Origin of the sequence: Clostridium sartagoforme, assembly GCF_004794105.1 — a bacterium.
Classification (GTDB): Bacteria; Bacillota; Clostridia; order Clostridiales; family Clostridiaceae; genus Clostridium; species Clostridium sartagoforme_B.
On record NZ_SRYR01000003.1, the window covers coordinates 223901 to 250217 of the forward strand.

Sequence of the window (26317 nt, forward strand, 5' to 3'; positions counted from 1 at the left end):
TATTAATTATAAATTGGCAATTGTTAATTGTAAAAAAAGGGGTATTTATGAAGAAGGGGTTGATTAATAAAATAATAATATTCTTAATAATAGTACTAGCTATATTTTTAATGTTTTTATTTGTAAATAAGGTAGGTGGAAATCTATTTAGTGCATTATTTAAGAATAACAAAGAGGAAGTTATAGAAGAGGATAGCAATGTAATTGATATGGATAACATCCAGAATAGTTTAAATGGGGTAAAAATATCTACTTGGGTAACTTATTGGGATTTACCATCAAAAACTTTTTTTGAAAATATGCCTGGAGATCTTAAGAATGTTTCTTATTTTGCAGCTAATTTTAATGAAAATAATGAGTTAGTAGTTCTTGATAAATTAAAGGATTTTTATAATAATACAAAAAACTCTAATTATAAAAAGTATTTAACTACAGTAAATGATGTTATAAAAAGTGATGGTTCCTCTATTCAGAAGGATACTGAGGTATTAAAGATGCTTTTATATGATAAATCATCTAGAGAAAATCATATTAATGAAATAGTTAATTTAGCTATTGAGTATGGCTTTGATGGAATTGAAATTGATTATGAAAGGCTTAAAAAAGATATGATACTTTGGGAAAACTTTATAACCTTCATAAATGAACTATATTCTAAGGCTAGTGAAAAAGAATTAGATTTAAGAGTAGTATTAGAGCCTAATATTCCCTTTGAAAATCTTAATTTTGAAAAGGGGCCAACTTATGTTATGATGTGCTATAACCTTCATGGAGGATTTTCAGGCCCAGGTGAAAAGTCAAATGCTGAATTTATCACTTCTTTAATAGAAGAAATGAATAAATATGAGGTTAAAAAGGATTTTGCTTTGGCAACTGGAGGCTTTGATTGGGCAGAAGGTGAAGGTAGTAGTGCTAATGGAAATGAAAAAGTTGTATCTGTTACAGAAAAGGAAGCCAAAAGTTTAATTAGAGAATACAATGCTGAAGCTCTAAGAGACGAAGAAAGCAAATATTTATATTTTAAATATACTGATAAAGATAATATAAATCATGAAGTGTGGTATGCAGATAATGAAACTCTAAATTATTTAGCAAGCTTTATCTTAAAAGAATGCTATGATGTAAGTCTTTGGAGAGTAGAATAACAATTAAAACAACTCAGTTAACTAGGGTGATGAAAATTCATAGTTAACTGGGTTGTTTTTATGCAATAAGTGAAGTTTAGAGATACAAAGTATACTTTTTAAACATAAAGAAGTTAATAAAATACTTGGGGATTATATAGAATCATAGTTAGGTCTAATTTTTTACATAAAAATATATAAAGAAAGCTAAAATATAAGTATTAATCAATATTTTATAAAGCAATTGCAGTGTAAATAATTTCATATTTATCCTTAATAAGTTTGAGAAATTTATAACGATTGATAATTATTTCTTATAAATGTGATAAATAAATAAAAAATATAAGATAATTATCAAAATGTGAAATAATACTATTTAAATTACAATATTTAATTAATTATAATATATAAGGACAGTAGTGAAATTGTTGTAATTTGTTTAAAAATGTCGTACTATTTCTTTAATGTTTGAAATCATTAGGCTTATATTGTGTATTTAAATTATAAAATATAATGACTTAATAATTATTTATTTAATTACGATATAATAAAATATAAGGTTTTAAAAGTGGTGTTACGAATTAAAAACTTATAAGAAAGTTAAGAAGAAACATTAAAGGCTATAAAAGAGAGCAATGTATATAGATATAAATAGATTTAATTAACAGATAATTTAAGGTTAATAGGAGAAAATACTATGAATAAGAGGAATTTAGAAGGTTTTGAAAAAGCTTATTTAGCTTTAATTACATTAATTATTATTCAGATATTTATGATTTTTGTAAATATTTATACTACACAAAAATTTTCAATTGAAAGTTTCACAGTAACTGTCATTGAATTAATTTCAATCTTACTATCTTACTTTTTAGGAATTATTCCAGCAATAATATTTTCAATAGTATATATAGTTGGATATGTTTTTTATGTAGTTAGTGGTGAGGGCAGTATTACATTAGTATCTTATATTCTTATGTTTTTTATTCCGGTTGTAACAATTTATGCAGGAAATATGAATAAAACAAGAAAGAGAGTAGTAAATGATTTAGAAAAGTTAAATAGATTAGAAAAAATACAATTAAGGATAGATGAAAATACTAGTTTTGAAAATGAATTTGCCTTTAAAGAAGTTTTATCAAAGAATATTCATTTAGCTAATAGATATGAATCATATTATTTTTCAATGATTATGTTTAGGCTTGAATTTGTTGAAACCCTTAGAAGGTTATTAGATGTAAAAGAATTTAATAATTTACAAGAAAAGATTGCAGCAGTTGTACAAAAGTGCATTAGGGAAGAGGATTATAAATTTATTGTTAGTGAAGGTAGAATAGTACTGATTACGCCATTAACATCGAGTAAATCAATTGCTCCAGCTGTAAGAAGGATATTAGAAGGTGTTGGACAATTAAAGATAAAGAGTAGAGATGGAGATATAGTCAATGTAGTTTTAAAAGCAGGTACCTTAGATTATTCAGAGGATAAGAAAGAGGTTTTTAAAGATTATAAAAGCGTGTTATTAGAACTTCAAAAGTCTACAGAGGTTGATATTTATGGCGAATATTCTGATTAAGTTTACTACAGTTCTAGTAATTGTTATGAACTTATTTACTTCAGTAGTTAATGCAGATAGTAAAAACTTAAAGCAATGCTTTTACATAATTTCAGAAGATAAAAAAAGTAAGGATTTATATGAAGACTTAATTCTTTTAAAGGATAAGGATATTCCTGTTTTTGTAGTAATAGATCCAAATGAGAATATTGATAAAAAAGTTATAGATGTACTTAAAGGACTTCAAAATGAAATAAATTTAGGGATTATTTTAGAAGATGTTAAGAATATTGAAAATAGCTATTTTGCAATAAAGGGTTATGATAAGAAGTTGGAAATATCTAGGTTATGCAATATTAAAGATAATAAGCTCTTTTATATTGGAGAAAATAATATCATTTTTGACATAATAAATATAGATGTAGATCCACTAAAAACTATATCAGAAGTTAATGAGGAAAGAGAAAATGAGGTGAATTATGCCTTAGTTGTTAAGAGTAATGATATTAATATAAGTACTTTACTTTTAGCTAACAATGAGCTTAATGGTGTAGAGTTAGATATTTCAAATTATAGCTTAAGGATAAAGGAACCAAGTTTTATGGATAAGCTTGTTATATATGTTGGCTATATAAACATTGTTATCTTTTCAATTAGTATAATTATATTTATTGCTGCAATTATAATATTTAGAAAGTGGTCAACAGAAAGATTTTTAGATTAGGATGATGAAAGATGCTTAATGCTTATTATTTAATTTTTATATTATCAATTTTGTCTATATGGGTATCTGTAATTATTAGTATAGTCTTTGTTTTTGGTGCTATTGGTTTTGTTTCAAAGGAAAGAAAAAATCCAGTAGACTTAGACAAGTACAATGATAGACTACCTTCAGTTACTATAATGATTCCAGCTCACAATGAGGAAAGGGTTATAGCTTCAACTTTAGAAAGAATATTAGATTTAAATTATCCTAAAGATTTGATTCAAATTATAGTAATAAATGATAATTCTTCAGATTCTACTGGAGAAAGAATAAAAGGAGTACAAGATAGGAATCCTACTAGAAAAATCAATGTAATAACTACTAATAAAGAAACTGGTGGAAAAGGTAAGGCCCATGCTTTAAATTTAGCATTAAAACAAGCAAAGGGTGAATGGATTTGCATATTTGATGCAGATGCAGCTCCAGAACGCAATACTCTTAAGTTTCTAATTATTAAGAGCTTTGAAAGCTTAAAATATGCTGCAGTTTTTGGAAGAAATAAAGCGAGAAATAGAAACAGAAACTTTTTAACAAAGTGTATAAATATTGAACTTGTAGTTTCTCAAAGAGTTGTAAACCCTGGGAAATGGCATTTATTTAAATTAGGACAAATTCCAGGAACTAATTTTATAATCAATAAAGGGATTTTAGAAAAAGTTGGAGGATGGGATACAAAAGCCATTACAGAAGATACAGATTTAGGATTTTCTTTAATGAAAAAAGGTTATTTAATTGCTTATGAAAGTAGGGCAGAGGCATATCAGCAAGAGCCTGAAAAACTTTCAGTATATATTAAGCAAAGAACTAGATGGGCTAAGGGAAATATATATGTTGTATTTAAGAATTTACCTGATTTATTTTCAAATGTAAGCTGGAGGGTTAAACTAGATATTATATTTTACTCTTTAAATTATATATGGTTTTTATTATTTATATTAATTTCAGATGGGATTTTTATATTTAATATTCTTGCTATAATACTTAATTTAATAAATCCGTCTTTAGATATTGTAAGTAAATTATCTTTAAATATAAACTTCAATTTTACTTTATCCTTTATATTAATGTATGTAATATTTGTTTTGCAGATGAATGTTGGATTAGCAAGTGATAAGGGTCAAGCTACATTTGAAAATTTCTTAATTTCTTGCGCATCATACTTTACTTATTCTCAGGTGTTTATATTAATATCATTAAAGGCTAGTTATGGTTACCTTGGTGATGTTATTTTTAAAAGAGAAGCAAAATGGTATAAAACAGAAAGGTTTTAAGGTTATGAAAGTGTATAAAAAAATTATATTAGTACCTATATTATTTATTGTTATTTTTATAATGAGTTTTTCAAAGACTGTAAAAGCAGATAGTTTGAAGTCTAATGTCTATAGCTATACTTGGCAAGAGGACACCTTATTAAGTGGAAGTGAAAAAATAGGGAAAACATTTTATGTACCTGAAAATATGAAGAGCTCTAACTTTGTTATTTCTCTAAAAATAAAACAAAGTCCAACTTTAATTAAGGATTTATCTTCAATTTCAGTTTCAGTTAACAATACTAAGGTTTATTCTATTATGATGGATAAAATGAATGTTAATGGTGAGTTAACTATTAAAGTTCCAGATTATTTAATCAATAAAGGAGAAAATTCAATTGTTATTAATGGATTTTTAAAATCTACAAGAGAAAAGTGTGAATATAATAATGATGTTAATTGGGTTCTTATAGAAAAAAAATCATCTTTTAGTTTTGATTATTCTAGAACAGATAGTACTTATATAAGGGATATTTTTGATAATACATATTATTCAGATGGTAAAAGAGCAGAAGTGAATCTTGTATTACCAAATAAACTAGTAGATTATAATTATTCTCAAGTTTCATCAGTTTCTACATTAATAGGGTTTGCTCACAAAAATAAAGAACTAAATGTAGATATAAACCCTCTTAAATATTCTGATTTAAATAATCTTGATAAAGAATCAATAGTAATTGGAACAGCAGAACAAGTTAGGGGGCTACTTACTGATGAAGAATGGAAAAATGCAGAGGAAAATGGTTATATAGCCATAAGAAAGATAGGTAAGAAGAACCATTTTCTAATTATTACATCAACAGAGGAACAATTAGAAACACTTTGCAGAATATTATCTACTAAGTCTTCCTTAGCTCAAATAAAAGAAAACAATTATATTTTAGATAAAAGCAAAGTAGTTAATGAAAAAGAATTTAACGAAAGCCAATCATTAAAAGATTTAGGTTACGAAAGCACATCGCAAGTTGGTAATGGAATAAAGGAATTTAATTATTACTTAACTATTCCAGCAAGTAAGACATTAACTAATGAAAATAAGGTTAGCCTTGCATATAGCTACTCTAATTTAGTTGATTATGAAAATGGTTATGTAAATGTAGAGATAAACGGTGAAAATATCTTAAGTAAAAAGTTTGTTTTAGAGAAAGCTCAAGATACAATAGAATTTTCTATTCCAGAGGAATATTTTAATAATACGGCATTTAATATTTCAATAAAGTTTAATTTAAGACCTAGTGCAGAATATTGTACATCTCAAAGTCATGAAGATGTTTGGGTAAAGATAGATAGTGATAATAGTAAGTTAAACCTAGATTTAAAAGATAGAGATAAATATTCTTTAAATAACTCCCAAGGAATTCTTCAAGATTTAAATGGAATGGTTCAAGGAAGAATATTAGTAGATAGTTATGATAACCTATCAGTGGATAGCATATCTAAAATATCATATTATTTAGGGAAGCTTTCTCAAGGTGTAGATGGTCTTTATATAGACAGTGATGGAGAAAATACTAAAGATAGTAATAACACTGAAAATAGTGATGATAAAGAAACTGAAAATAACAAGGATGAGAATAATAATAAAGCAATATTTGCATTAACTACAAGTGAAGCTATAAAAGATATAAAGGATGATCTTATAATACCAATTTCAGATAATGGTGAATTTATAGAGAAGAACTTATTTATTCAAAACACATCATCCTTAGGTGCTATTGAATTAACTTCAAATAATACTTTATTAATTACTGCTAGTGATAGGGATCAGCTTAATAACACTATAAAGAAGTATCCAGAGGTTGCAAGTAATAAGGGTGCAGTGATAATAGAAGATGGAAGAGTAATTGACTATTTTGAAGAAGTAAAGAATAAAAATAAAAAAATTACAGCTTTAGAGAAAGTAAATTATAATATTGTAATTGCCTTAGTAGTATTAGTGGGAGCAGTAAGTTTAATATATATTATTTATTATAAGAAGGTAAAATAAAACAGATTATAAATTGAAAGAGATTTAGAGAAAGTTAGCAATAGCAAAAGGAAATGTAAAATAAAATAATTATAAGTTTAAGTAATAGATAAAGCTTAAATTATATTGAGGTAAAAAATAAATATAAGACATAGGGTATATAACCCCAGTTCATTAGAAAGTTTGTAGTTAAAAGCTCTCTAATCAACTGGGGTGTTTTTATGTAAGCGTGAAGTTTTGGAAATATAAAATATAGAAATAAAATTAGTTTTATTAGATTTAATAAGAGCTTTTTAAGAAACTAGAAATATTAAAGTTAAATTTTTAGTCAAGTTACTTTTTTAGTAATAATTCTTAATTAATAGAAATATAATTAAGAAAATCTACTATAGGAGAAATATCTTTTTAGGGATTAATAGATTAAGGAGGGAGGTATTTATGGGAGATAACTATATTACTATAGAAGACTTTCTAAAGATATTAAAAAAAAGACTAAAGCTTATTTTAATTATGATAATAATTTTTACTGCTGCTTCAGTAATACTAAGTTTTTATGTAATTAAGCCTAAATATGAGGCATCAACAAAATTTTTTATAGGCAAAGAATCTATAGGAGAAGATCAATCGTATAGTCAAAATGATGTAATTATGTATCAAAACCTTATGAAGACCTATTCTGAAATTATAAAGACTCCAGATATTTTATCTAGTAGCATTAATAAGTCAAGGGTGGATTTAGATGTAGATGATGTATTAGGAAAATTAAAAGTTTTGGCTATTGCTGATACTCAAATCCTAGAAGTTAGTTATAGAAGTGTAGATACTGATGAAGCAAAAAAAATTATTAATGGTCTTACAGATGAGTTTATTAACATATCAAAAGAATTGGTTCCCAATGGAAATGTAAAAGTACTTCAAAAAGTAAGATTATCAGAAAATCCAGTTACACCTAATAAGAAAATTAATATAGCAATTGGATTACTATCAGGAATTATATTTGGAATTATATTTGCTTTTATTTTAGAAATTTTAGATAAGACTGTTAGTAGTAAAGAAGAATTAGAAGATGATATTGATTTACCTGTTATAGGAGTACTGCCATTAACAGAAAAAACACGAAACGATAAAAATGAAAGAATGAAAGAATGAAAGTATGAAAATGGGAAGAGGTAAGAGGGAAAGAATGAGAAATTAAGAGAGAAAATACGTGGAATTTTTTAATAAAAGTGTTTTGTATTAATTAATTTTTTAATTTTGCCGTGCAAAACCTCTTGAATTCTTCATTTTTATTTTTTAATTACTAAAAAGGAGGGAGACTATGCTGGAGGTAGAAAAATCATATACGTCTATGCTTGCTGAAAGCTTTAGGACAATAAAAACTAATATACAATATTCATCTTTAGATAAAAAATATAAGGTTATAGTAATTACTAGTTCTAAGCCAGGGGAGGGGAAAACCTTTGTGGCTTCTAATTTAGCTTTAACCTTAGCCCAAGGTGGGAAAAGGGTAGTCCTTATAGATTGTGATTTTAGAAATCCTAATATCCATAGAAGGTTTAAGTATTCTAATATATCTGGTTTATCAGAACTACTCTTAGATAAGGAAAGTTTTAATATATCTGAGAGAAAGTATAATGATAATTTAATTGTAATAACCTCAGGTAGAATGCCACCCAATCCATCGGAAACATTAGCTTCTGAAAGAATGTCAGAGTTTCTTGAAGAATTAAAAGAGGAATATGACTACATTATTCTAGATACACCTCCATTACTTTTTGTTAGTGATTCACAAGTTATTTCAACTAAAGCTGATGGAACTATTTTAGTAGTAAGAGCTGGTAAAACTAAGAAGTATGAAATAAAAGAGTCCTATGGAATTTTAAAAAGCATAAATGTTAATGTAATTGGAACTATTTTAAATGGAGCAAAGATTAATACAAGAAAATATTATGGAAAATACGGTGCAAAGTAGGGATAAAAAAACTAGAAGAATGAAGTTGGTGATTAAATGAAAAAGATTTGTTTTATAGCTTCAACTGGTGGGCACTTAGATCAATTAATGATGCTTGGGCCAATTATGGATAAGTATAGTAGCTTTGTAGTTACTGAAAAAACCAAGTACAAAGCTATAAAAAATATAAATAAAGTTTATTATTTATTTCAAGTTAATAGATATGAATTTATATGGATTTTAAAATTATTATTAAACGCTATTATTAGTATGTATATATTTATTCTGGAAAGGCCTGATGTAGTAATATCTACAGGAGCTTTAGCAACTATCCCAATGTGTATCTTAGCTAAGATTTTTAGGAAAAAGATTATTTTTATTGAATCTTTTGCTAAGATTAGTAGTCCAACTTTAACAGGAAAATTAATATATAAGTTTGCAGATGAATTTTATGTTCAATGGGAGGAAATGCTTAATATTTATCCAAAGGCAATATATAAGGGGGGGATATATTGAAGAGGGCAATGCGAAAGATTTTCACATATATGCCTGATAGGCTTGTTATGCAAATAGATAATTTAAGGACTTATGGTAGATTTCTAAATTTAAATAACCCCAAATTTTATGGGGAAAAAATTCAATGGATTAAGGCTTGTGGAAATCTTGAGAGATTTACTAGTTTAGTAGATAAATATTTAGTTAGGGATTTTGTTAAGGAAAAGATAGGAGAAGAGTATCTTCCAAGGATTATTAGTATATATGATGATGTTAATGAAATTAATTATAAAGTTTTACCTGATAAGTTTGTATTAAAAATGAATGATGGATCAGATAAAAATATAGTTTGCAAGGATAAAGCTCAGCTAGATACTGAAGAAACAAATAAGACCTTAAGAAAGCTATTTAATGAAGACTATTATAAATATACTAAGGAGCCACAATATAAAAATATTAAAAAGAAGATTATTTGCGAGGAATATTTAGAAGATAAAAATGGTGAATTAATTGAATATGGGCTACATTGTTTTTCGGGTAAGGCCCAATTAATTGAAATTCATACAGGAAGATATAAGGATTATAGAGAGGATTATTACGAGCCTAGTTGGATAAGACTTGCTTTAGGTGGAAAAGCTAAAAATTCCCTAAAGAATTTTGAAAAGCCTGCGTTTTTAGATAGCCTAATTAAACTTAGTGAAAAATTAGCTAGTGGTTTTGAATATATAAGAGTTGATTTTAATGCTGTAGATGAAAAGTTATATTTTAGTGAATTAACTTTTACTCCATCTAATGGAACAGATAAGTTTAAACCTATAGAAGAAGATTTAAGATTAGCTAAACTTATCGATTTAAAGAAATATAATAAATAGGATTTTAAATAGAAAATATATTAATAAGTTTTAAGATAAAAGATATATGATAAGTAAGTTTAAAAGAATAAGTTTGCAGAGTGTTTATGGGAGGGTGGAATGAGTAATATCCCTAAAATAATACATTATTGTTGGTTTGGTGGAGGTAAGAAACCAGAATTAATTAAAGAGTGTATTTCGACTTGGAAAAAATATTTACCAGAATACAAGATAGTAGAATGGAATGAAGATAACTTTAAAGTAGAAGATTTTGATTTTTCATATAAAGCTTTCAATGATAAAAAATGGGCCTTTGTATCTGATTATACAAGGCTTTGGGCTCTATATAATTATGGTGGAATATACCTAGATACTGATATGGAAATCTTAAAGCCATTAGATGATTTACTGAAAAACTCTTCCTTTGGAGGCTTAGAAGATGATCAAATTGGCTTTGGAATTTGGGGATGCAAAAAAGAAGATAAGTTTATAAGGGGAGTTTTAAATTACTATAATAACTTAAATTATGATGATTATAAGGATAATTTAAAGGACTTAGCAATACCTATCCATTTAACTAAAGTGGCAAGGGAAAATGGATATAAGTATGATGAAAATTTGATAAATAATGATTCTATGGATTTCATAGCAGTAGAAGATCTTAAAGAAATAGAAGGTTATGAGGAAATACTTCATCCTGAAGATATATCTGATAGAGAAGGTGTAGGAAAATTTAATGATAAAGAAATTAAATATTTCCTAGGAAATGTAGCTATTTATCCCAAAGAATATTTCTATCCTAAGAGACATGCTTGGCAAGAACCTATAATCACTGAAAATACTTATACTATTCATCATTATGAAGGTGCCTGGAGAAAGCCCCATCAAATACTTAGGTCAAAGGTTAAGGAAAAACTATTAAAAACTATTAGAGCTTTTAGGAGTAAAAGCTAATTGCATATTTTCAGATTATTTATCAATTAGTTATATAAATTAGTTTATATAACTAATTTAGACAAGTAGTATAGACAAATAATTGGCTTCTGCGTACAAGCTAAAGTATTAAAATAAAGAGGATTGTAATGATAACTATAATTTTACCTATATATAATGTAGAAAAGTATTTAGAGGAATCACTAAAGAGTATATTAAATCAAAGCTATGAGGATTATGAGTTAATAGTTGTAGATGATGGGTCTACTGATAAGAGTTTAAAGATTCTAAATAAGTATAAGAGTAAGTTCTCCAAAATAAAAATCTTTACCCAAAATAATAGGGGGGTATCTGAAGCTAGAAACCTTGCTTTAAGTCATGCGAAAGGTGATTATATTTTATTTGTAGATTCTGATGATTTTCTAAAGAAGGATATGGTTGAAAAGATGGCTTGTAAAGCTAAAGAAAGTCAATCAGATATAGTGATTTCTAATTACTGTCTTTATTATGAAGAAAATAAATTTTATAAAGCTTTAAGCGATATGCCAAAGGTTATTACTTATAGTAGCTTTCAAGTTGTGGACATGATGCTTAAGTATAAGTTTCAAGGGCAGCTTTGGAATAAGTTATTTAAATATAGCCTTTTAAAGGAAAATAATTTTACCTTTGAAAAGGGGAGATATATTCAAGATATATTTCCAGTTTTCAAGGTTATTAATAAGGCTAAGAAAATAACCTATATAGATGATGAGTTATATTTTTATAGGCAAAGAGAAGACTCAACAGTTCATAAGGGTAATAATAAATTAACTGAAGATTATTATCATGCTATGACTAGCATTATAAATTGTATCGAAGAAAAAGGAATTGATGTCAATAAGAAAAGTCTTAAAACTTTTAAGAGTTATGTATTTTCTTATTTTATTTATCACTATAATAATGAAGATCTAAGGAACAATTATAGAAGATTTAAAAAATCAAAGTATAGGGATATAAATCTTCATTTTAGAGAATTTTTATTTTTAAGAGGATTACCTTATAGGGATAAGCTTAGAATTGCTTTATGGAAAATAGGCTTATTTAATATTATAAAGAGAGTAAAGAGAAGATTATGAGTAATAAAAGAATTATTAAGAATTATATGTATAACATTATTTATGAAACATTAATTTTAATCCTGCCTTTTTTAACTGCTTCATATATTTCTAGGGTTTTAGGGGTAGATGGAATAGGTGAAAGTGATTATACAGCTTCTTTTGCAGTAGTGTTTTCAATAGTTGGAAAGCTTGGAATAGATAGATATGGTAGTAAGCATATAGCTTATAAAAGAGATGATAAGGAAAAAATGACAGAAACCTTCTTTAATATATGGTTTCTTCAAGTTATTGCAACTTCAGTATCTACAGTGTTGTATTTAATATACTTCTTAATCTTTGGTAACTCTTTAACCTTATTATTCTTATTGCAATTTCCTATAGTTTTATCAGCCTTTTTAGATATTAGTTGGTTTTATATAGGCCTTGAAAATTTCAAAAAGATAGTAGTGAGGAATACAATAATTAGGGTTATTAGTGTTATCTTAATATTTACCTTAGTTAAGAGTTATGATGATTTAAATAAATACATTTTAATTAATTCATTAGCTAGCTTTTTTGGATGTATTACTTATTGGATATCTCTTTCTAAGTATATTGGTAAGCCTAACCTTTCAAAAGTTAATATTAAACTATATTTAAAGGAATCTTTAGTTTATTTGCTTCCACAAATATGTATTCAGTTTTATACTGTGGTAGATCAAATTATAGTAGGGTATTTAACTACCTATGCAGATGTTGGTTATTATTCTCAAAGTTTAAGAGTTCCTAAGATGTCCTTAGCTTTTATAACATCACTAAGTACTGTCCTCATGCCAACTATAGCTAATCTTTATGAGAAAAATAATATTGAAAGTATTGGGAAGTATTTAAAGAAATCTTTAGAAATTACTATTTGTATAGGTGTATTTGGAGCAAGCTCCATGGCAGCAGTGGCAAATAAGTTTGTTCCAGTATTTTTTGGAGAAAAGTTTATTTCAATTACTCCATATATGATGACTATTAGTTTAATTGCAATAATTATTCCTATTGGACTTGTATTTACTAATCAATTTATTATTCCAACTAGTAAAAATAAGGAGTATATGATTCCTATTTTTTCAGCAGCAATAGTAAGCCTTACTTTAAATTTTATTCTAATACCTTTTGTGGGAATAGTAGGTGCAGTAGTTACAGTGGTTTTAGCAGAAGTAACTTCTACTTTATTGAAAATAATTTTAGTAAGAAAGTACTTAGATATAAAAATGCTATTTAAAGGTACTTATATTTATTTCTTATTTGGAGTAATAAACTTTGCTTTTGTAAATACTTCTACTTATTTCTTAGAAACTAATTTTATTTCCTTAATAATAAGCTGCTTTTTATGTTTTGCATGTTTTGGTACATTAATGGTAATTTTCAAAAATCCTATTAGGGAGGAGTTATATGATATTTATAACCGTTGGCACTCAAAGGTTTCAATTTAATAGATTACTAAAGGTAGTAGATAAATTAATTGAAGAAAAAAAGCTAGAAGAAGAGGTTTTTGCTCAAATAGGCTATAGCACTTATAAGCCAAAGTTCTATGAATTTAAGGATTTTATTAATGGAGAAGAGTATGATGAGGTATTAAGAAAATCTGAAATAGTTATAACTCATGGAGGAACAGGCACTATAATTAAGGCAGTTAAGCTTTATAAAAAAGTAATTGCAGTTCCAAGGCTTAAAGCTTTTTCAGAGCATGTAGATGATCATCAAATTCAAATAATTAATGAGTTTAGTGAAATTGGATTTTTAGAAAAGGTTGAGGATTTAAGTAATTTAAATGAAGCAATTATTAATGTAAGAAAACATGAATTTAAGGAATATGTATCTAATACAAGTAATATAATTCTTCAGATAGAAAAGAGTATAGAGGGTGAAGTCTAGTTTTGAATATTTTATATATAAATAATTCTGTTCATTTAGGAGGAGATACCAAGTGTATATTTAAGCTTTGCAAGGAAATAAAAAATAAAAATAAGGTCGTAGTGGCAAGCTCTGGGGGAACTTTACTTCAAGATTTTTTAAGCCTTGGAATTAAGCATTATAAAATTAAGGATCCAAGTATTTTTAATATTTTTTCTATAATACTAAATATATTTAAGATTAAAAAAATAGTAATGGAAGAGAATATTCAATTGATTCATAGTCACCATAGGTTAACAACTTTTATTTCTAAGATTGTATCCTATTCAACAGGAGTAAAGGTGGTTCATACACAGCATGTATGTATGAATGATAAGTTCTTTTTAACAAGGATTGCCTTAAAGAATATTGACATTATTTCTGTAAGTGATGCAGCTAAAAAGATATTAATTAAAAATTCTAGGATAGATAGAAATAGGATAACTACAATATACAATAGTGTTGAGTTAGAAAATGAAAATAAAATTGTTGATAGTATTTTAGTAGATAAAAAGAAAAGATATTTTACTATAGCCCAGGTTGGAAGATTAGTTCAGCATAAGGGTATATATGATTTTGTAAATATAGCAAAAGAAGTTATAAAAACTAATGAAAATATAAGATTTTTCTTAATTGGTGATGGTGAAGAGCATAGTAGAATAAAGAGCTATATTAAGAAAAACAACCTTGAAGACTATGTGTACATGCTTGGTAGTAAAGATAATGTAATTGAACATTTGAAATATGTAGATTTAGTATTACTTTGTTCCTATATTGAAGGACTACCCCTAGCTCCAATAGAAGCATTTTCACAAAGGATTCCTGTAATAGCTTCAAGTATTCCAGGTACTTCAGAAGAAATAGTCAATGGAATAAATGGATATCTAGTACCAGCAAAGGATATAGAAGTCTTTGCAAAAAGAATAAATGAAGTTTATGAAGATAAGGAATTATATAAATCTTTAAAAAGAGGAGCTTATAGAACTTTTATAATGAATTTTACATCAGAGAAATATATAAACTCACACCTGAAATTCTACAAAAAAATTTACAAGAGGGATTAACTGTACAGGCTACTGTCATATATTATGCTCGGACTCCGTCGCAAGCTCCAAGTCGTCCCACGCATAATATATGACAGTAGCCAGTAGTAACTTAATCTTAAGATGTAGGCCAACTGAAGGAGGAAACTCAGGCGTGGCTGAGTTTCAACGTTTATTGTTAATTATTGATTGATAATTGTCTTTGGCTTCAAGGAGTCCCACGCATAATATATGACAGCAGCCAGTAGCAAGATAATCTTGAGGATAAAGGCCGACTGAAGGAGGAAACTCAGACGTGGCTGAGTTTCAACATTTATTGTTAACTGTTAACTGTTAATTGATAATTGTAAAGAGGGGTTCTGGCCATGGATGTTTATATCAAAAGTGAGACAAGTGAATTGAGGAATTATAATAAGGAGAAGTTAATAATTATTTTGTTTTTTGCTATTTTTATAGTAAGTCAGGGGATACGAGGATATTTAAATGATTTTACTAGTAGTAGCATTTTTAATTACCATATAGTGCCTGTAGCTATAATTTTCTTTATGTTTCTTCAGAGGAAGAATAAGTTTAGTAAAGTTAATTTTTTGATTTTTATTTCTATATTGGCCTTATGTTTTCTTGGATTTTTGAAGAATAGATATGGATTATCTGACTTATTTAGGACTATTATTGGATTTTTGGCCCCTATGATGATTTTACTTATTGATTATAGGGACATTGATATTAAGTATATTTTTCCTAAGATGTATAAGTATTTTAATATTTTTATTTATTTTACTTTTATGATTCAAGTTATTATGTCTATTAAGTTAGGTAGGACAGGTGGAATTGTTGGACACCCATTAACTTCTGGATGGTATTATAGTATTTTTATAAGTTTTAATATGATTTATTATAAGTTTTTTAAGGAAAAGGGAGATTTTTCAATTTTACTAGATATAGTAATTGCCTTAACTGGGACAGTACTTGCAGCAGGGAGAATATCTTTATTTGCAGTTATATTTTTAGGTGTTATTTATACTTTTTCATGTTGTAGAAGAAGAAGTATCCCTTATTTGATCCTTCCAATTATGTTAGGAATATTTTTATCTACAGATATGGTAAATAAATTTATATGGGATAAATTTAAGGAAACAGCAGCTTGGGGAGATATTACTAATGGAAGAATGCTTGGAATTAGAGATATGCTATTCTTTGATTTATTTCCAAAGTTCTTACTAGGAAGAGGGTTAGGATATTCAAATTATGTAAGCCAATATTTATTTGGTGTAGTTAATTTTGAAAATCCAATTATAATGTTTGCCTTTGATCATGGAATCTTAACTACAATATTAGTGATTTTCTTATTATTAATAATTCCACTTTGTATCTTTATTAATAGAAGGAATTATCTTTTAGCTATTAATTTTATTTGTCTTTTTATAATTCCATTTAGTTATAATGGATTAGCAGAGACAGTGGGAATTTTAATAGTTTTGACTTTTTTGATTTATATTTTTTTAGCTTTAAATTTTAGTGAAGCATAATAGATAATAGATTTTGGATTTATCAATTTTTTGATTTTATGTTGTATTTGAACTAAGAATAATAAATATAATCACAACTGATATGTGCTTTTTTAGATATGCTATTTTAATTATTACAAATTATACTATATTTACAAAATATGATATAATTAGTATGTAATTACAAATAAAAATGAAGGAAGTGTTTTTTATGAACATGTACAAAAAGTATGCCTTAATATTAAGTGTACTAATGATTAGCCAGGTATCATCACCTGCTGTAAATGTTTTAGCTGATGAAAATAACACTAGTCAATCTTACCAAAATGAAACTTCTAATGAAAAAACTTCAGAGTCTATTGAAGTATTACAAAAGCAAAATGAAATAGTTAATATACCAGATGCTAATTTAAAAAAGGTACTAAATAAAGTATTAAATCAGTCTGAAAATGATGATATTACTTTAGAGCAACTTGAAAATATAACTGAAATAAATGCAGTAAATAGTGGAATAAGTAGTATTGAAGGATTACAATATTGCAAAAACTTAAAATATCTTGAACTTATGCATAATCGAATTAGGGATTTTAAGCCTATAGAAAACTTAAGTAATTTAGAAGGATTAGATGTAGCAGGAAATAGAATAAGTGATCTTAAAGTTTTTAAGAATCTAAAGAATTTAAAGTTTTTAGATGTATCAAGAAATAGCATAACTAAGATAGAGGGATTAGAAGAATTAAGTAACCTAGAACAATTATTTTTAGATAATAATCAGATTGCTATAATAGAAGGGTTAGAAACATTAACTAACTTAAATAGACTGATTTTATCAAATAATGGTATATACTTTATAGAAGGATTAGAAAAATTATCTAATTTAGAGTATTTATATTTAAGGGATAATGAAATAAATCATATTGAAAATATAAGTCACTTATCTAAATTACGTTTATTAGATTTATCAAATAATCACGTTGCTGAAGTACAAGGATTAGAAGAGTTAACTAATTTAGAATACTTATATTTAACAAAAAATAGGATTGATAAAATAGAAGGATTAGAAGGGTTAACAAAATTAGGTGATTTTGATATAAGCGATCAAGAGATTTATTTATTTTCATTAGAAGCAAAGGATTCTTCTCTTGAGATAGACAATGTATTAGTAAGTCTTAATGGAGAAGTTATAAAACCTAGTGAAATTAGCGGTGGCGGTAATTATAATTCAGAAACAAATAAGATTAAGTGGGATAATATATTAAAAAATGGATTTGAGAATTATTCATTTGTAAAGGATATAGAAATAGGAAATGCTAATGGAATTTTTTCAGGAATAGTATTACAACCAATTACCTATACAAATTTTAACGAAGGAAATACTGATACAGATAATAATAAAGAAAATGATGTTGATAAAGAAGATGGAAATGATATATTAGAAAGTGAAAATGATGCATTAGATAGTAAAGATAGCAATACAACAACTACTCTTCCAGCAACAGGACAAGAGAGTTCGTTACCATTATTATCTTTAGCATTACTTTCAGGTGGAGCAGTCTTAGTTAGAAAGAAAAGATAATAGATAAAAAAATCTATAAGTTGCTATAATATAAGAAGTTATAGCAACTTATTTTTATTAAAATTTAAATTTTCTAAAAACTATTGCAAATGTATTCATAAGATGTTATTATGATTATACAAAATATTGTACATTGAAGCGAGGTGATAGAGTGGATGTTCAAAGTAAGCTGATGCAGAAGCTTGGAATAACTATTAATTCATTAGCGATAGAGTTTTTACAATTAAATGAAGGTGATAGAATAAAAACAGTTGCAGAGCTTGCAGAAACTTATGAAACAGCTAGGGGAACTATCCAGTCTGCCATAAAGTTTTTAAAAGATCAAAATGCATTAACTTTAGAGTCAAGAGGACATTTAGGAACCTTTATTAAAGAAATAAACTATATAAGACTTTTAGAGTTAACTGGAATTAAATCTTTAGTAGGCGTTATGCCACTTCCATATTCTAAGAGATATGAAGGGTTAGCTACTGGAATATGTAAATGCTTAAATGATAGTGGAGTTAATACTAATCTTGCTTTTATGAGAGGATCTAATCACAGATTAAAGGCATTAGAAGATGGCAGATATGATTTTGCAGTAACTTCAAGATTAACAGCTGACTTCTATTTAGAACAAAATAAAGATATTCAAATAATTAAAACCTTTGGAGATTTTAGTTATGTTAATGAGCATATTATGGTAGTTTCTAAGAAGTTCGATGGTATGTTTAAAAAAGGGACAAGAGTTGGAATAGATACATCATCTATAGATCAATTTATGTTGACAAAAACTTATTTTGAAGATTTAGAAGTTGAGTATGTTAATTTAAATTATAGTCAGTTTATAACAGCTCTTAAGGAAAATGAAATAGATGCTGCAATATGGAACTTAGATGATTTACAAGATAGACAAGATGATATTAAATTTATGCCATTAAACAGGGAAGAAAAGAATATAAAGGATACTGAAGCAGTAATAATAGCTAATAAAAGGAACTCTATAGTACCAGCACTTTTCTCTAGAGTTTTAGATATAGAAGATGTGAAGGAGTATCAAAGATTAGTTATGGAGAAAAAGATAATGCCTCAATACTAGGGGTATTTATTCAATGAAAGTACAAAAAAGTGTATATTGGAGGATAGGGATGGAACTAGCAATAAGATTAAATATATTAAGGGATTCAGCATTATTATCAGAAGAAAATTATAATAAGATATTAGAAGTAATTAAATATTTTGATGAAGTTAAAAATATTAAACTTATGGAAGAAAATGCTTCAATGTTTATAACTCATTTATCTTCAGCTTTAGAGAGAATAGATAAAAATGAAACTGTTAATGACTTAGATCAAGTAGTTCTTGAATCTTTAAAACTTGAAGATAGCTACAATGATGCTGTAAGTATTGTAAAGGATTTAAAGGGTGTTTTAGGCGAAATACCAGATGAAGAAGTGAATTATATAATAATGCATATTTGCACATTGTTAAGTCAATCATAAAATTTAAAGTAGCGTGTATAGAAATTATAAGTATAAATACTAAAAAAATATAATAATTTTAAAATAAACTATATAAGTTAATAATTAAAGATTTTAAATATAAAATAATTTATAAATGGAGGAAAGAAAAATGAAGAGAATAGTTATTGGTGGACAAATTGATAAGCAAAGAGTGGCTGACATTACAGCTAAAATTGCAGGAGACAAGGTTTCAATTGAAATAAAAAGCGATATTGAAGCAGCAATGGCAATTAAAACTGGAGCAGCAGATTTCTATTTAGGAGCATGTAATACTGGTGGTGGTGGAGCTTTAGCTATGGCAATTGCTTTACTTGGTATGGGAGAGTGTGCAACTGTTTCAATGCCAGGAAATATTAAAAGTGAAGCAGAAATAAAGGCTGAAGTTGAAGCAGGAAAAAGAGCTTATGGATTTACAGCACAACATGCTGAAGAAGTTATACCAGTTATTCTTAAATATATTCTTTAATATAAATTTTAAATTGCATAAGAGTAGATAGCTGTAGTTAATTTGTTAAAAGAGATTTAAATAAGCAATTAATAGGGTTAGTTATTTTATTAATTTAAATATTATTTATAAAATTTAGGAGGAATCATTTATGCAATATGTAGTAATAGCGCTTTTAGGTGCACTAGCAGCAATTTTATCTAATACAGGTGTTGCTGTATTCAATGATGGTTTTAGAGCAATAGTTCCAGAGTACTTAGAAGGAAGAATGGACAAAAAGGCTTTAGCAGCAACTTCTTTTGCAATTAGCTTTGGATTAGTTATTGGTTTTGGTATTCCGGTTTCAATAGCTGCATCAATTATTTTAATTCATAGTATCTTATTAGGTACTGATATCATTGGATCTTTCTGTCCAAGTGGTAAAAAAGGAATGGTTATTTCAGGAGTAGCAGGAGCTGCTTATGGTATTGGTATAGTTTATGGATTACAATTCGTAGTTGATTTATTTGCAAAGTTACCAGTTAACTTCTTAGAACCATTAAAGCAAGTTGGTACTCCAATTACAGTTGCTTTTGCAGTATTCCCAGCTTTAGTTGTTGCATATCAATTTGGAACAAAGAAAGGTTTTTTAACTGGATTAGTAGCATTATTAGTTAGACAAATTACTGTTATTTATGGAACATTCTCTATAAATGGTATGAATATAAAATTAGATGCTGAAGGTATGGCTTTACTTGCAGGTATGATAATCATGATTATATTTGCTGTTCAAGAAAAACCAGATCCAAATGCACCAAAGGTTGATTTAGCTGCAATATTTGCAGAAAGAGTAAAGAAGATTAAAAAGAACTTACCTATATTAGCATTAATGGGTGGATTAATTTCTGCTGCAACAAGCTTAAGCTTAGTAGCTGGTGATCCAATAAGTTTAAATCTTTTAGCAGAAGGTAAAAATACTGAAGCTGCTATGACTGCATTAGCAAGAGGAATAGGCTTTATCCCACTAGTAGCTACAACTGCAATTTCTACTGGAGTATATGCACCAGCTGGTATGACATTTGTATTCGTTGCTGGATTCTTAATTGGAAACCCAATATTAGCATTCGTTGCAGGTGCTGCAATTATGGCATTAGAAGTTTACTTCCTAGATGGATTAGCTAAGCTTATGGACAAGTTCCCAGGAGTTAGAAAGTGCGGAGATAACATAAGAACTGCAATGAGTAAAGTGCTAGAAGTTGCATTATTAATAGGTGGTATGATGGCTGCTCAAGCTATGGCACCAGGACTTGGATTATTCGCAGTAATCGGACTTTATGTATTAAACAAAACTTCAAAGAAACCAATAGTAGATATGGCAGTAGGTCCAGTTGGAGCAATTGGAGTAGGAATTTTAATTAACATATTATACTTAGTTGGACTATACGTACTTCCAGTCTAAAATACATTTTTCTGTACATTCATTTATCTAAATAGATGGTGCTGTCGTACAATGAAAAATTAAGAATGAATAATGAAAAATCAATAATTCTTAATTTGGGCTGTTTGTGCGACAGCACCGTCCTTTAGGAAAATAATAATAAAATATGGCAATAAGGAGGGATGTTTATATGGAAAGAGAGATAATTTATGCCCACGAGCATGTAACTATAGATTTATCTGGAGTAAAAAAAGATGCAGATTGTTTCTTAAACAATAAGAATCAAACTATTGAAGAGTTTAAAGCTTTAAGAAGTAAGGGAGTTTCTACTATTATAGATGTTACTAATAGAGGAATGGGTAGAAGCACGGAATATGTTAGGGAAGTTATTAAAGAAACAGGTATAAATATTCTTCAAGCAACAGGATATTATAAAGAGCCATTTTTACCTGAAGAAGTATATAAATTAGATACTAAGGAAATGGCTAAAATCTTAACAGATGAAATTGTTATTGGAATAGATGGGACTAATACAAAGGCTGAAGTTATAGGAGAAATAGGAACTAGCTTAAATAAAGTTGAAGAAATGGAGCTTAAGGTTTTTGAAGCGTCTTCAAGGGCTCATATAGAAACTGGAAAACCAATAATTACTCATACTACTTTAGGAAAGCTTGGACTTGAACAAATTGAAATATTTAAAAAGTTTAATGTAAATTTATCTAAGGTAACTCTTAGCCATATAGATTTAAGTGGAGACTTAGATTATATGATTAGATTACTTGATACAGGAGTTAATATTGCCTTTGATACAATAGGGAAAAATAATTATCAACCAGATGAAGATAGAGCAAAATGGTTAAAAGAATTATGTGATAGAGGATATAGCAATCAAATAGTTATGTCTATGGATATTACTAGAAAATCACATTTTAAAGAGAATGGTGGACTTGGCTATAGTTATTTAATAGATAACTTTTTACCAAGATTATATGAAAAAGAAATTTCTAACAAGCATATAGAAAACATGCTAGTTAATAATATAAAAAATATTTATAACCTGAAGTAGGAGGAAAGTTATGAAGACATACCCATTGCACTCAATAAGTTTAGAAGAAGCAAAAAAGTTGCAATTTAAAATAATAGATACAATAACGAAGCATTTTGATGGCAGAGAAGTTTTATCTCTAGGAGACTTAGGTGTAGTTAAGGGATTAAATAAACCAACCTACACAAAGAAGGTTGAAAGTGTTTTTGCAGAAGTTTTTGATGCTGAAGCAGCAATACTAGTAAGGGGAGCAGGAACTGGTGCTATAAGATGGGGACTAATTAGCTTTATGAAAAGTGGAGACACTATTTTAGTTCATGATGCACCAATTTATCCAACTTCAAAGGTTACTATAGAAACTATGGGACTTAATATAGTTACAGCTAACTTTAATGATATAGAAGATATTAAAGAAGTAATTTCTAAACATCCAGAAATAAAGGGTGCTTTAGTTCAAAATACTAGACAAAAGATAGATGATTCTTATGAGTTTGAAGAAGTAATTACTACTATAAAAGAAGCAAATGAAAATATAAGAATAGTTACAGATGATAATTATGCAGCTCTTAAGGTTAAGAAAATCGGAAATCAATGTGGAGCTGATCTTGGAAGCTTTTCTTGCTTTAAAGTATTAGGACCAGAAGGTGTTGGAGTTTTAATAGGAAAGAAAGATTTAATAGATAAGGTTTATTCTTTAAATTATTCTGGTGGAAGTCAAGTACAAGGACATGAAGCTATGGAAGCTTTAAGAGGATTAATTTATGCACCAGTTTCTTTAGCAATTCAATCAGAAGTTAATGAAGAGTTAGTTGCTAGACTTAAGAGTGGAGAAATTCCAGAAATTAAGGATGCTTTCTTAGCAAATGCTCAATCTAAGGTATTATTGGTAGAGTTTAATGAAAATATTGCTGAGGAAATTTTAGAATTGACTACTAAATATGGTGCTGCATCTCACCCAGTAGGTTCTGAATCTAAGTATGAGTTTGTACCAATGATGTATAGAGTTTCTGGAACCTTTAGAGCGGCAGATCCAACTCTTGAAAAAAGAATGATTAGAATAAATCCAATGAGAAGTGGTGCAGATACAATTATAAGAATTTTAAAAAGTGCAATAGAGGAAGTAAAAAGTAAATAGGGGGAGTAGATATGTTTCTTGAAAAAACTGTAGAAAGAAATAAAGAATTAGTTCAAGCTGCATTTAAGCTCCATAAAGAAGGATTAATTTTACCAGATACTTATGTTGTAGATTTAGATACATTAGTTGACAATGCTAGAAAGATAAAAGAGGAAGCAGATAAATATGGGATTAAGCTGTATTTTATGACTAAGCAAATAGGAAGAAATCCTGTTATTTCAAAAGAGTTTATGAAGCTTGGTTATGATGGAGCAGTAGTAGTAGATTTCAAAGAAGCTGAAGTAATGATTAATAATGATATTAAAATTGGGCATGTTGGACATTTAGTTCAAATCCCAAAGGCTTTAGTAGAAAAGGTAGTTAAATCAAAACCAGATTATATAACTGTTTATACAATAGAAAAAGCTAAAGAAATTAATGAAGCTTGTGAGAAACTTGGTATTAAGCAAAATATTATGTTAAGAGTACTTGGAGAAAATGACAATTTATATTCAGGACAATATGGTGGGTTTAAATTAGAAGAACTTAAGGAAATAGGAAGAGAATTATTAAAGCTAAAGAATTTAAATATTGCTGGAATCGCATCTTTTCCATGTTTCTTATATGATGAAGCAAGTAACGAAATTAAAAGAACTAGAAATATAGACACAATAAAAGAAGCAAAAACAATACTGGAAAAGGAATTTGATATAAAGATAGAGCAGCTTAATATGCCTTCAGCTACTTGCGTAAACTCTATAAAGAAAATTAGTGAAGAAGGTGGAACTCATGGAGAACCAGGGCATGGTTTAACCGGAACAACACCTTATCATAAAGCAAATGATGCTGAAGAAATACCAGCAATGGTTTATGTAACAGAAGTATCCCATAACTTATTAGATAAAGGATATTGTTATGGTGGAGGTCACTATAGAAGATCTCATGTGGAAAATGCTTTAGTAGGGGAATCTATTGAGAACTACAAAATGGTTAAAGTAACTCCACCTACAGATGAAAGCATAGATTATCACTTTGAGTTATCAGAGAACTGCAATGTTTCTGATACAGTAGTTATGGCTTTTAGAACACAAATATTTGTTACTAGAAGTAATGTTGCCTTAGTTAAGGGAATTAATAAAGGGGAACCTGAAATAATTGGAGTCTATGACTCTCAAGGAATAGAGACTAAAGCTATATAGGTAAGAATTACTAAAATAAAAATAAATATAAACTAGTTTTTGAAGATACTTTATTAAAAGAAATGGATGCAAGAGGTTGGGATAGGCTAACAGTTTGTTGAAGTTTCTTTTTATTTATAATTTTATGATTCTCTGAGATGTAAAAATTAAATTTCTAATTTTTGTAATTAATTAGGATGTAAGATTTAGAAATCTAAACTTATTGTTTTATGAAATTAAACCTTGAAGAGTATTAAAAAACTAAAAATAAAGGAGGTTTTTATAATGAAAAAATTTATAGTAATAGTTCTTGATGGTTTTGGTATAGGTGAAATGGATGATGTTAAGGTGACAAGGCCACAGGACATAAATTCAAATACATGTCTTCATATTTTAGAAAGAAGAAAAGATTTAAAATTACCTGTTTTAGAAAAGCTAGGTTTAATGAATATATTAGGAGAAGAAATCAACGAAATGAAGGTAAATCCAAAGGCTACTTATGGTAAGGCTAATTTGACACACTTTGGAGCTGATACTTTCTTTGGACACCAAGAAATAATGGGGACAAAGCCTAAGATGCCTTTTAGAGAACCTATTAAAAATAAAATAGATGAAATTTATAAGGCGATAAAAGATGCAGGATATAAGGTAGAATACAAAAAAGGAAAGAAAGAAAAATATCTTGTAGTAGAAGATGCTCTTACTATTGCTGATAATATAGAATGTGATTTAGGACAAGCATTTAATATAACATCAGCTTTAGATTTAATTCCTTTTAGCAAGGTTCTAGAAGTAGGTCATATAGTAAGATCTATTGCCACAGTACCAAGAGTAATTACTTTTGGAGGCAAAGGCATTACTTTAGAAGATATATTAAATGCTGAAGAAGAAAAAGAAGGTGGATATATAGGTATAAATGCTCCTAAGTCAGGGGTTTATGATAATGGTTATGAATGTATTCACTTAGGCTATGGAGTTAACCCAAAAACTCAAGTATCAACTATTTTATCAGAAGAAAATATACCAGTTTATTTACTGGGTAAGGTAGCAGATGTAGTTATAAATGAAAAAGGAACAAGCATACCTATGGTAGATACAGAAAAGGTACTTGAAAGAACAATTGAAATCTCTAAAGTAGTAGAGAATGGCTTCATATGTTGCAATGTTCAAGAAACAGATTTATCAGGACATGCTGAAAATGTAGATAGATATGCTGAAAAATTAGAAATTGCTGATAGATTAATTGGAGAGCTTACAGATACTATTCATGGTGATGATATTTTATTAGTTATGGCTGACCATGGAAATGATCCAACTATAGGGCATAGTAAGCATACAAGAGAAATGGTTCCTTTAATGATATATGGTGAAAATATTAAGGAAGGTTTTGTCGGAATAAGAGAAACACTTTCAGACGTAGGTGCAACTGTAGCAGATTATTTTAAAGTTAAGAGTCCTGAAAATGGAACAAGCTTTTTAGATAAAATACTTCTTTCTAAGGAGTAACTAAGAATTGTAAAA

Annotated in this window: 24 protein-coding genes; all 24 read left to right on the top strand. The window is 27.7% G+C overall.

Translation table 11 applies throughout. From position 1 onward, the window contains the following. The first annotated feature begins 47 nt into the window (after positions 1 to 47). The 24 genes from E5347_RS09340 to E5347_RS09455 all read left to right on the top strand — a co-directional run bounded on the left by E5347_RS09340 (position 48) and on the right by E5347_RS09455 (position 26302). A complete protein-coding gene (locus tag E5347_RS09340; protein WP_136006714.1) occupies positions 48 to 1145 on the top strand; it encodes a glycosyl hydrolase family 18 protein in 1098 nt (365 codons plus the stop codon). A 676-nt stretch (positions 1146 to 1821) separates the two neighbouring features. Further along, positions 1822 to 2697, top strand: coding sequence for a diguanylate cyclase domain-containing protein (locus E5347_RS09345; protein ID WP_136006715.1), 876 nt, complete (start codon positions 1822 to 1824; stop codon positions 2695 to 2697). Then, positions 2678 to 3400 (top strand): hypothetical protein, encoded by a 723-nt coding sequence (locus tag E5347_RS09350; protein WP_136006717.1) that lies wholly within the window; start codon positions 2678 to 2680, stop codon positions 3398 to 3400. Before E5347_RS09345 ends, E5347_RS09350 begins: the two co-directional genes overlap by 20 nt. A gap of 11 nt (positions 3401 to 3411) precedes the next feature. Beyond that, entirely contained in the window at positions 3412 to 4713 is a 1302-nt protein-coding gene (locus tag E5347_RS09355) for a glycosyltransferase (RefSeq protein ID WP_136006719.1), read from the top strand. Positions 4714 to 4717: 4 nt separating this feature from the next. Beyond that, positions 4718 to 6739 carry a cellulose biosynthesis cyclic di-GMP-binding regulatory protein BcsB gene (locus E5347_RS09360; RefSeq protein ID WP_168354940.1) on the top strand — a complete coding sequence of 674 codons (2022 nt, stop codon included), beginning with the start codon at positions 4718 to 4720 and terminating at the stop codon, positions 6737 to 6739. A gap of 417 nt (positions 6740 to 7156) precedes the next feature. Beyond that, positions 7157 to 7867: a YveK family protein gene (locus tag E5347_RS09365; protein ID WP_136006723.1), complete on the top strand. Its 711-nt coding sequence runs from the start codon at positions 7157 to 7159 to the stop codon at positions 7865 to 7867. Between the two features lie 169 nt (positions 7868 to 8036). Next, a complete protein-coding gene (locus tag E5347_RS09370; RefSeq protein ID WP_136006725.1) occupies positions 8037 to 8690 on the top strand; it encodes a CpsD/CapB family tyrosine-protein kinase in 654 nt (217 codons plus the stop codon). Positions 8691 to 8726: 36 nt separating this feature from the next. Continuing rightward, on the top strand, positions 8727 to 9185 hold the full coding sequence (gene pssD / locus E5347_RS09375; RefSeq protein WP_136006727.1) for a PssD/Cps14F family polysaccharide biosynthesis glycosyltransferase: 459 nt from the start codon (positions 8727 to 8729) through the stop codon (positions 9183 to 9185). Then, positions 9182 to 10036: an ATP-grasp fold amidoligase family protein gene (locus tag E5347_RS09380; protein WP_136006729.1), complete on the top strand. Its 855-nt coding sequence runs from the start codon at positions 9182 to 9184 to the stop codon at positions 10034 to 10036. Before pssD ends, E5347_RS09380 begins: the two co-directional genes overlap by 4 nt. A 99-nt stretch (positions 10037 to 10135) precedes the next feature. Continuing rightward, positions 10136 to 10969: a glycosyltransferase family 32 protein gene (locus E5347_RS09385; RefSeq protein ID WP_136006731.1), complete on the top strand. Its 834-nt coding sequence runs from the start codon at positions 10136 to 10138 to the stop codon at positions 10967 to 10969. 128 nt (positions 10970 to 11097) lie between these two features. Further along, a complete protein-coding gene (locus E5347_RS09390) occupies positions 11098 to 12063 on the top strand; it encodes a glycosyltransferase family 2 protein (RefSeq protein ID WP_136006733.1) in 966 nt (321 codons plus the stop codon). After that, positions 12060 to 13508, top strand: coding sequence for an oligosaccharide flippase family protein (locus E5347_RS09395; protein ID WP_136006735.1), 1449 nt, complete (start codon positions 12060 to 12062; stop codon positions 13506 to 13508). Before E5347_RS09390 ends, E5347_RS09395 begins: the two co-directional genes overlap by 4 nt. Then, positions 13468 to 13950, top strand: a complete 483-nt coding sequence (pssE, locus tag E5347_RS09400; RefSeq protein ID WP_136006737.1) for a PssE/Cps14G family polysaccharide biosynthesis glycosyltransferase — start codon at positions 13468 to 13470, stop codon at positions 13948 to 13950. The genes E5347_RS09395 and pssE overlap by 41 nt, the downstream gene beginning before the upstream one ends. Before the next feature lie 2 nt (positions 13951 to 13952). Beyond that, on the top strand, positions 13953 to 15032 hold the full coding sequence (locus E5347_RS09405) for a glycosyltransferase (RefSeq protein WP_136006739.1): 1080 nt from the start codon (positions 13953 to 13955) through the stop codon (positions 15030 to 15032). Positions 15033 to 15376: 344 nt separating this feature from the next. Continuing rightward, a complete protein-coding gene (locus E5347_RS09410; RefSeq protein ID WP_136006741.1) occupies positions 15377 to 16540 on the top strand; it encodes a hypothetical protein in 1164 nt (387 codons plus the stop codon). 190 nt (positions 16541 to 16730) lie between these two features. Then, the gene (locus tag E5347_RS09415) at positions 16731 to 18095 is read left to right on the top strand and encodes a leucine-rich repeat domain-containing protein (RefSeq protein WP_168354941.1); all 1365 of its coding nucleotides are present in this window, start codon (positions 16731 to 16733) and stop codon (positions 18093 to 18095) included. A 151-nt stretch (positions 18096 to 18246) separates the two neighbouring features. Continuing rightward, on the top strand, positions 18247 to 19173 hold the full coding sequence (gene yhfZ / locus E5347_RS09420; RefSeq protein ID WP_136006744.1) for a GntR family transcriptional regulator YhfZ: 927 nt from the start codon (positions 18247 to 18249) through the stop codon (positions 19171 to 19173). Positions 19174 to 19222: 49 nt separating this feature from the next. After that, on the top strand, positions 19223 to 19576 hold the full coding sequence (locus tag E5347_RS09425; RefSeq protein ID WP_136006746.1) for a PRD domain-containing protein: 354 nt from the start codon (positions 19223 to 19225) through the stop codon (positions 19574 to 19576). 130 nt (positions 19577 to 19706) lie between these two features. Further along, positions 19707 to 20063: a DUF2620 domain-containing protein gene (locus tag E5347_RS09430; RefSeq protein WP_136006748.1), complete on the top strand. Its 357-nt coding sequence runs from the start codon at positions 19707 to 19709 to the stop codon at positions 20061 to 20063. A gap of 130 nt (positions 20064 to 20193) precedes the next feature. After that, on the top strand, positions 20194 to 21480 hold the full coding sequence (locus tag E5347_RS09435) for a YhfT family protein (protein WP_136006750.1): 1287 nt from the start codon (positions 20194 to 20196) through the stop codon (positions 21478 to 21480). Positions 21481 to 21649: 169 nt separating this feature from the next. Beyond that, positions 21650 to 22525, top strand: a complete 876-nt coding sequence (locus E5347_RS09440; RefSeq protein ID WP_136006752.1) for a phosphotriesterase family protein — start codon at positions 21650 to 21652, stop codon at positions 22523 to 22525. 10 nt (positions 22526 to 22535) lie between these two features. Further along, the gene (locus E5347_RS09445) at positions 22536 to 23639 is read left to right on the top strand and encodes an aminotransferase class V-fold PLP-dependent enzyme (RefSeq protein WP_136006754.1); all 1104 of its coding nucleotides are present in this window, start codon (positions 22536 to 22538) and stop codon (positions 23637 to 23639) included. Between the two features lie 11 nt (positions 23640 to 23650). Beyond that, on the top strand, positions 23651 to 24817 hold the full coding sequence (locus E5347_RS09450) for a YhfX family PLP-dependent enzyme (RefSeq protein WP_136006756.1): 1167 nt from the start codon (positions 23651 to 23653) through the stop codon (positions 24815 to 24817). 264 nt (positions 24818 to 25081) lie between these two features. Next, entirely contained in the window at positions 25082 to 26302 is a 1221-nt protein-coding gene (locus tag E5347_RS09455) for a phosphopentomutase (RefSeq protein WP_136006757.1), read from the top strand. The last annotated feature ends 15 nt before the right edge of the window (positions 26303 to 26317 follow it).

Coding starts and splice junctions, on each gene's coding strand:
- E5347_RS09340 (WP_136006714.1), top strand. CDS start 48: ATGAAGAAGGGGTTGATTAATAAAATAATAATATTCTTAATAATAGTA.
- E5347_RS09345 (WP_136006715.1), top strand. CDS start 1,822: ATGAATAAGAGGAATTTAGAAGGTTTTGAAAAAGCTTATTTAGCTTTA.
- E5347_RS09350 (WP_136006717.1), top strand. CDS start 2,678: ATGGCGAATATTCTGATTAAGTTTACTACAGTTCTAGTAATTGTTATG.
- E5347_RS09355 (WP_136006719.1), top strand. CDS start 3,412: ATGCTTAATGCTTATTATTTAATTTTTATATTATCAATTTTGTCTATA.
- E5347_RS09360 (WP_168354940.1), top strand. CDS start 4,718: ATGAAAGTGTATAAAAAAATTATATTAGTACCTATATTATTTATTGTT.
- E5347_RS09365 (WP_136006723.1), top strand. CDS start 7,157: ATGGGAGATAACTATATTACTATAGAAGACTTTCTAAAGATATTAAAA.
- E5347_RS09370 (WP_136006725.1), top strand. CDS start 8,037: ATGCTGGAGGTAGAAAAATCATATACGTCTATGCTTGCTGAAAGCTTT.
- pssD (WP_136006727.1), top strand. CDS start 8,727: ATGAAAAAGATTTGTTTTATAGCTTCAACTGGTGGGCACTTAGATCAA.
- E5347_RS09385 (WP_136006731.1), top strand. CDS start 10,136: ATGAGTAATATCCCTAAAATAATACATTATTGTTGGTTTGGTGGAGGT.
- E5347_RS09390 (WP_136006733.1), top strand. CDS start 11,098: ATGATAACTATAATTTTACCTATATATAATGTAGAAAAGTATTTAGAG.
- E5347_RS09395 (WP_136006735.1), top strand. CDS start 12,060: ATGAGTAATAAAAGAATTATTAAGAATTATATGTATAACATTATTTAT.
- pssE (WP_136006737.1), top strand. CDS start 13,468: ATGATATTTATAACCGTTGGCACTCAAAGGTTTCAATTTAATAGATTA.
- E5347_RS09410 (WP_136006741.1), top strand. CDS start 15,377: ATGGATGTTTATATCAAAAGTGAGACAAGTGAATTGAGGAATTATAAT.
- E5347_RS09415 (WP_168354941.1), top strand. CDS start 16,731: ATGAACATGTACAAAAAGTATGCCTTAATATTAAGTGTACTAATGATT.
- E5347_RS09425 (WP_136006746.1), top strand. CDS start 19,223: ATGGAACTAGCAATAAGATTAAATATATTAAGGGATTCAGCATTATTA.
- E5347_RS09430 (WP_136006748.1), top strand. CDS start 19,707: ATGAAGAGAATAGTTATTGGTGGACAAATTGATAAGCAAAGAGTGGCT.
- E5347_RS09435 (WP_136006750.1), top strand. CDS start 20,194: ATGCAATATGTAGTAATAGCGCTTTTAGGTGCACTAGCAGCAATTTTA.
- E5347_RS09440 (WP_136006752.1), top strand. CDS start 21,650: ATGGAAAGAGAGATAATTTATGCCCACGAGCATGTAACTATAGATTTA.
- E5347_RS09445 (WP_136006754.1), top strand. CDS start 22,536: ATGAAGACATACCCATTGCACTCAATAAGTTTAGAAGAAGCAAAAAAG.
- E5347_RS09450 (WP_136006756.1), top strand. CDS start 23,651: ATGTTTCTTGAAAAAACTGTAGAAAGAAATAAAGAATTAGTTCAAGCT.
- E5347_RS09455 (WP_136006757.1), top strand. CDS start 25,082: ATGAAAAAATTTATAGTAATAGTTCTTGATGGTTTTGGTATAGGTGAA.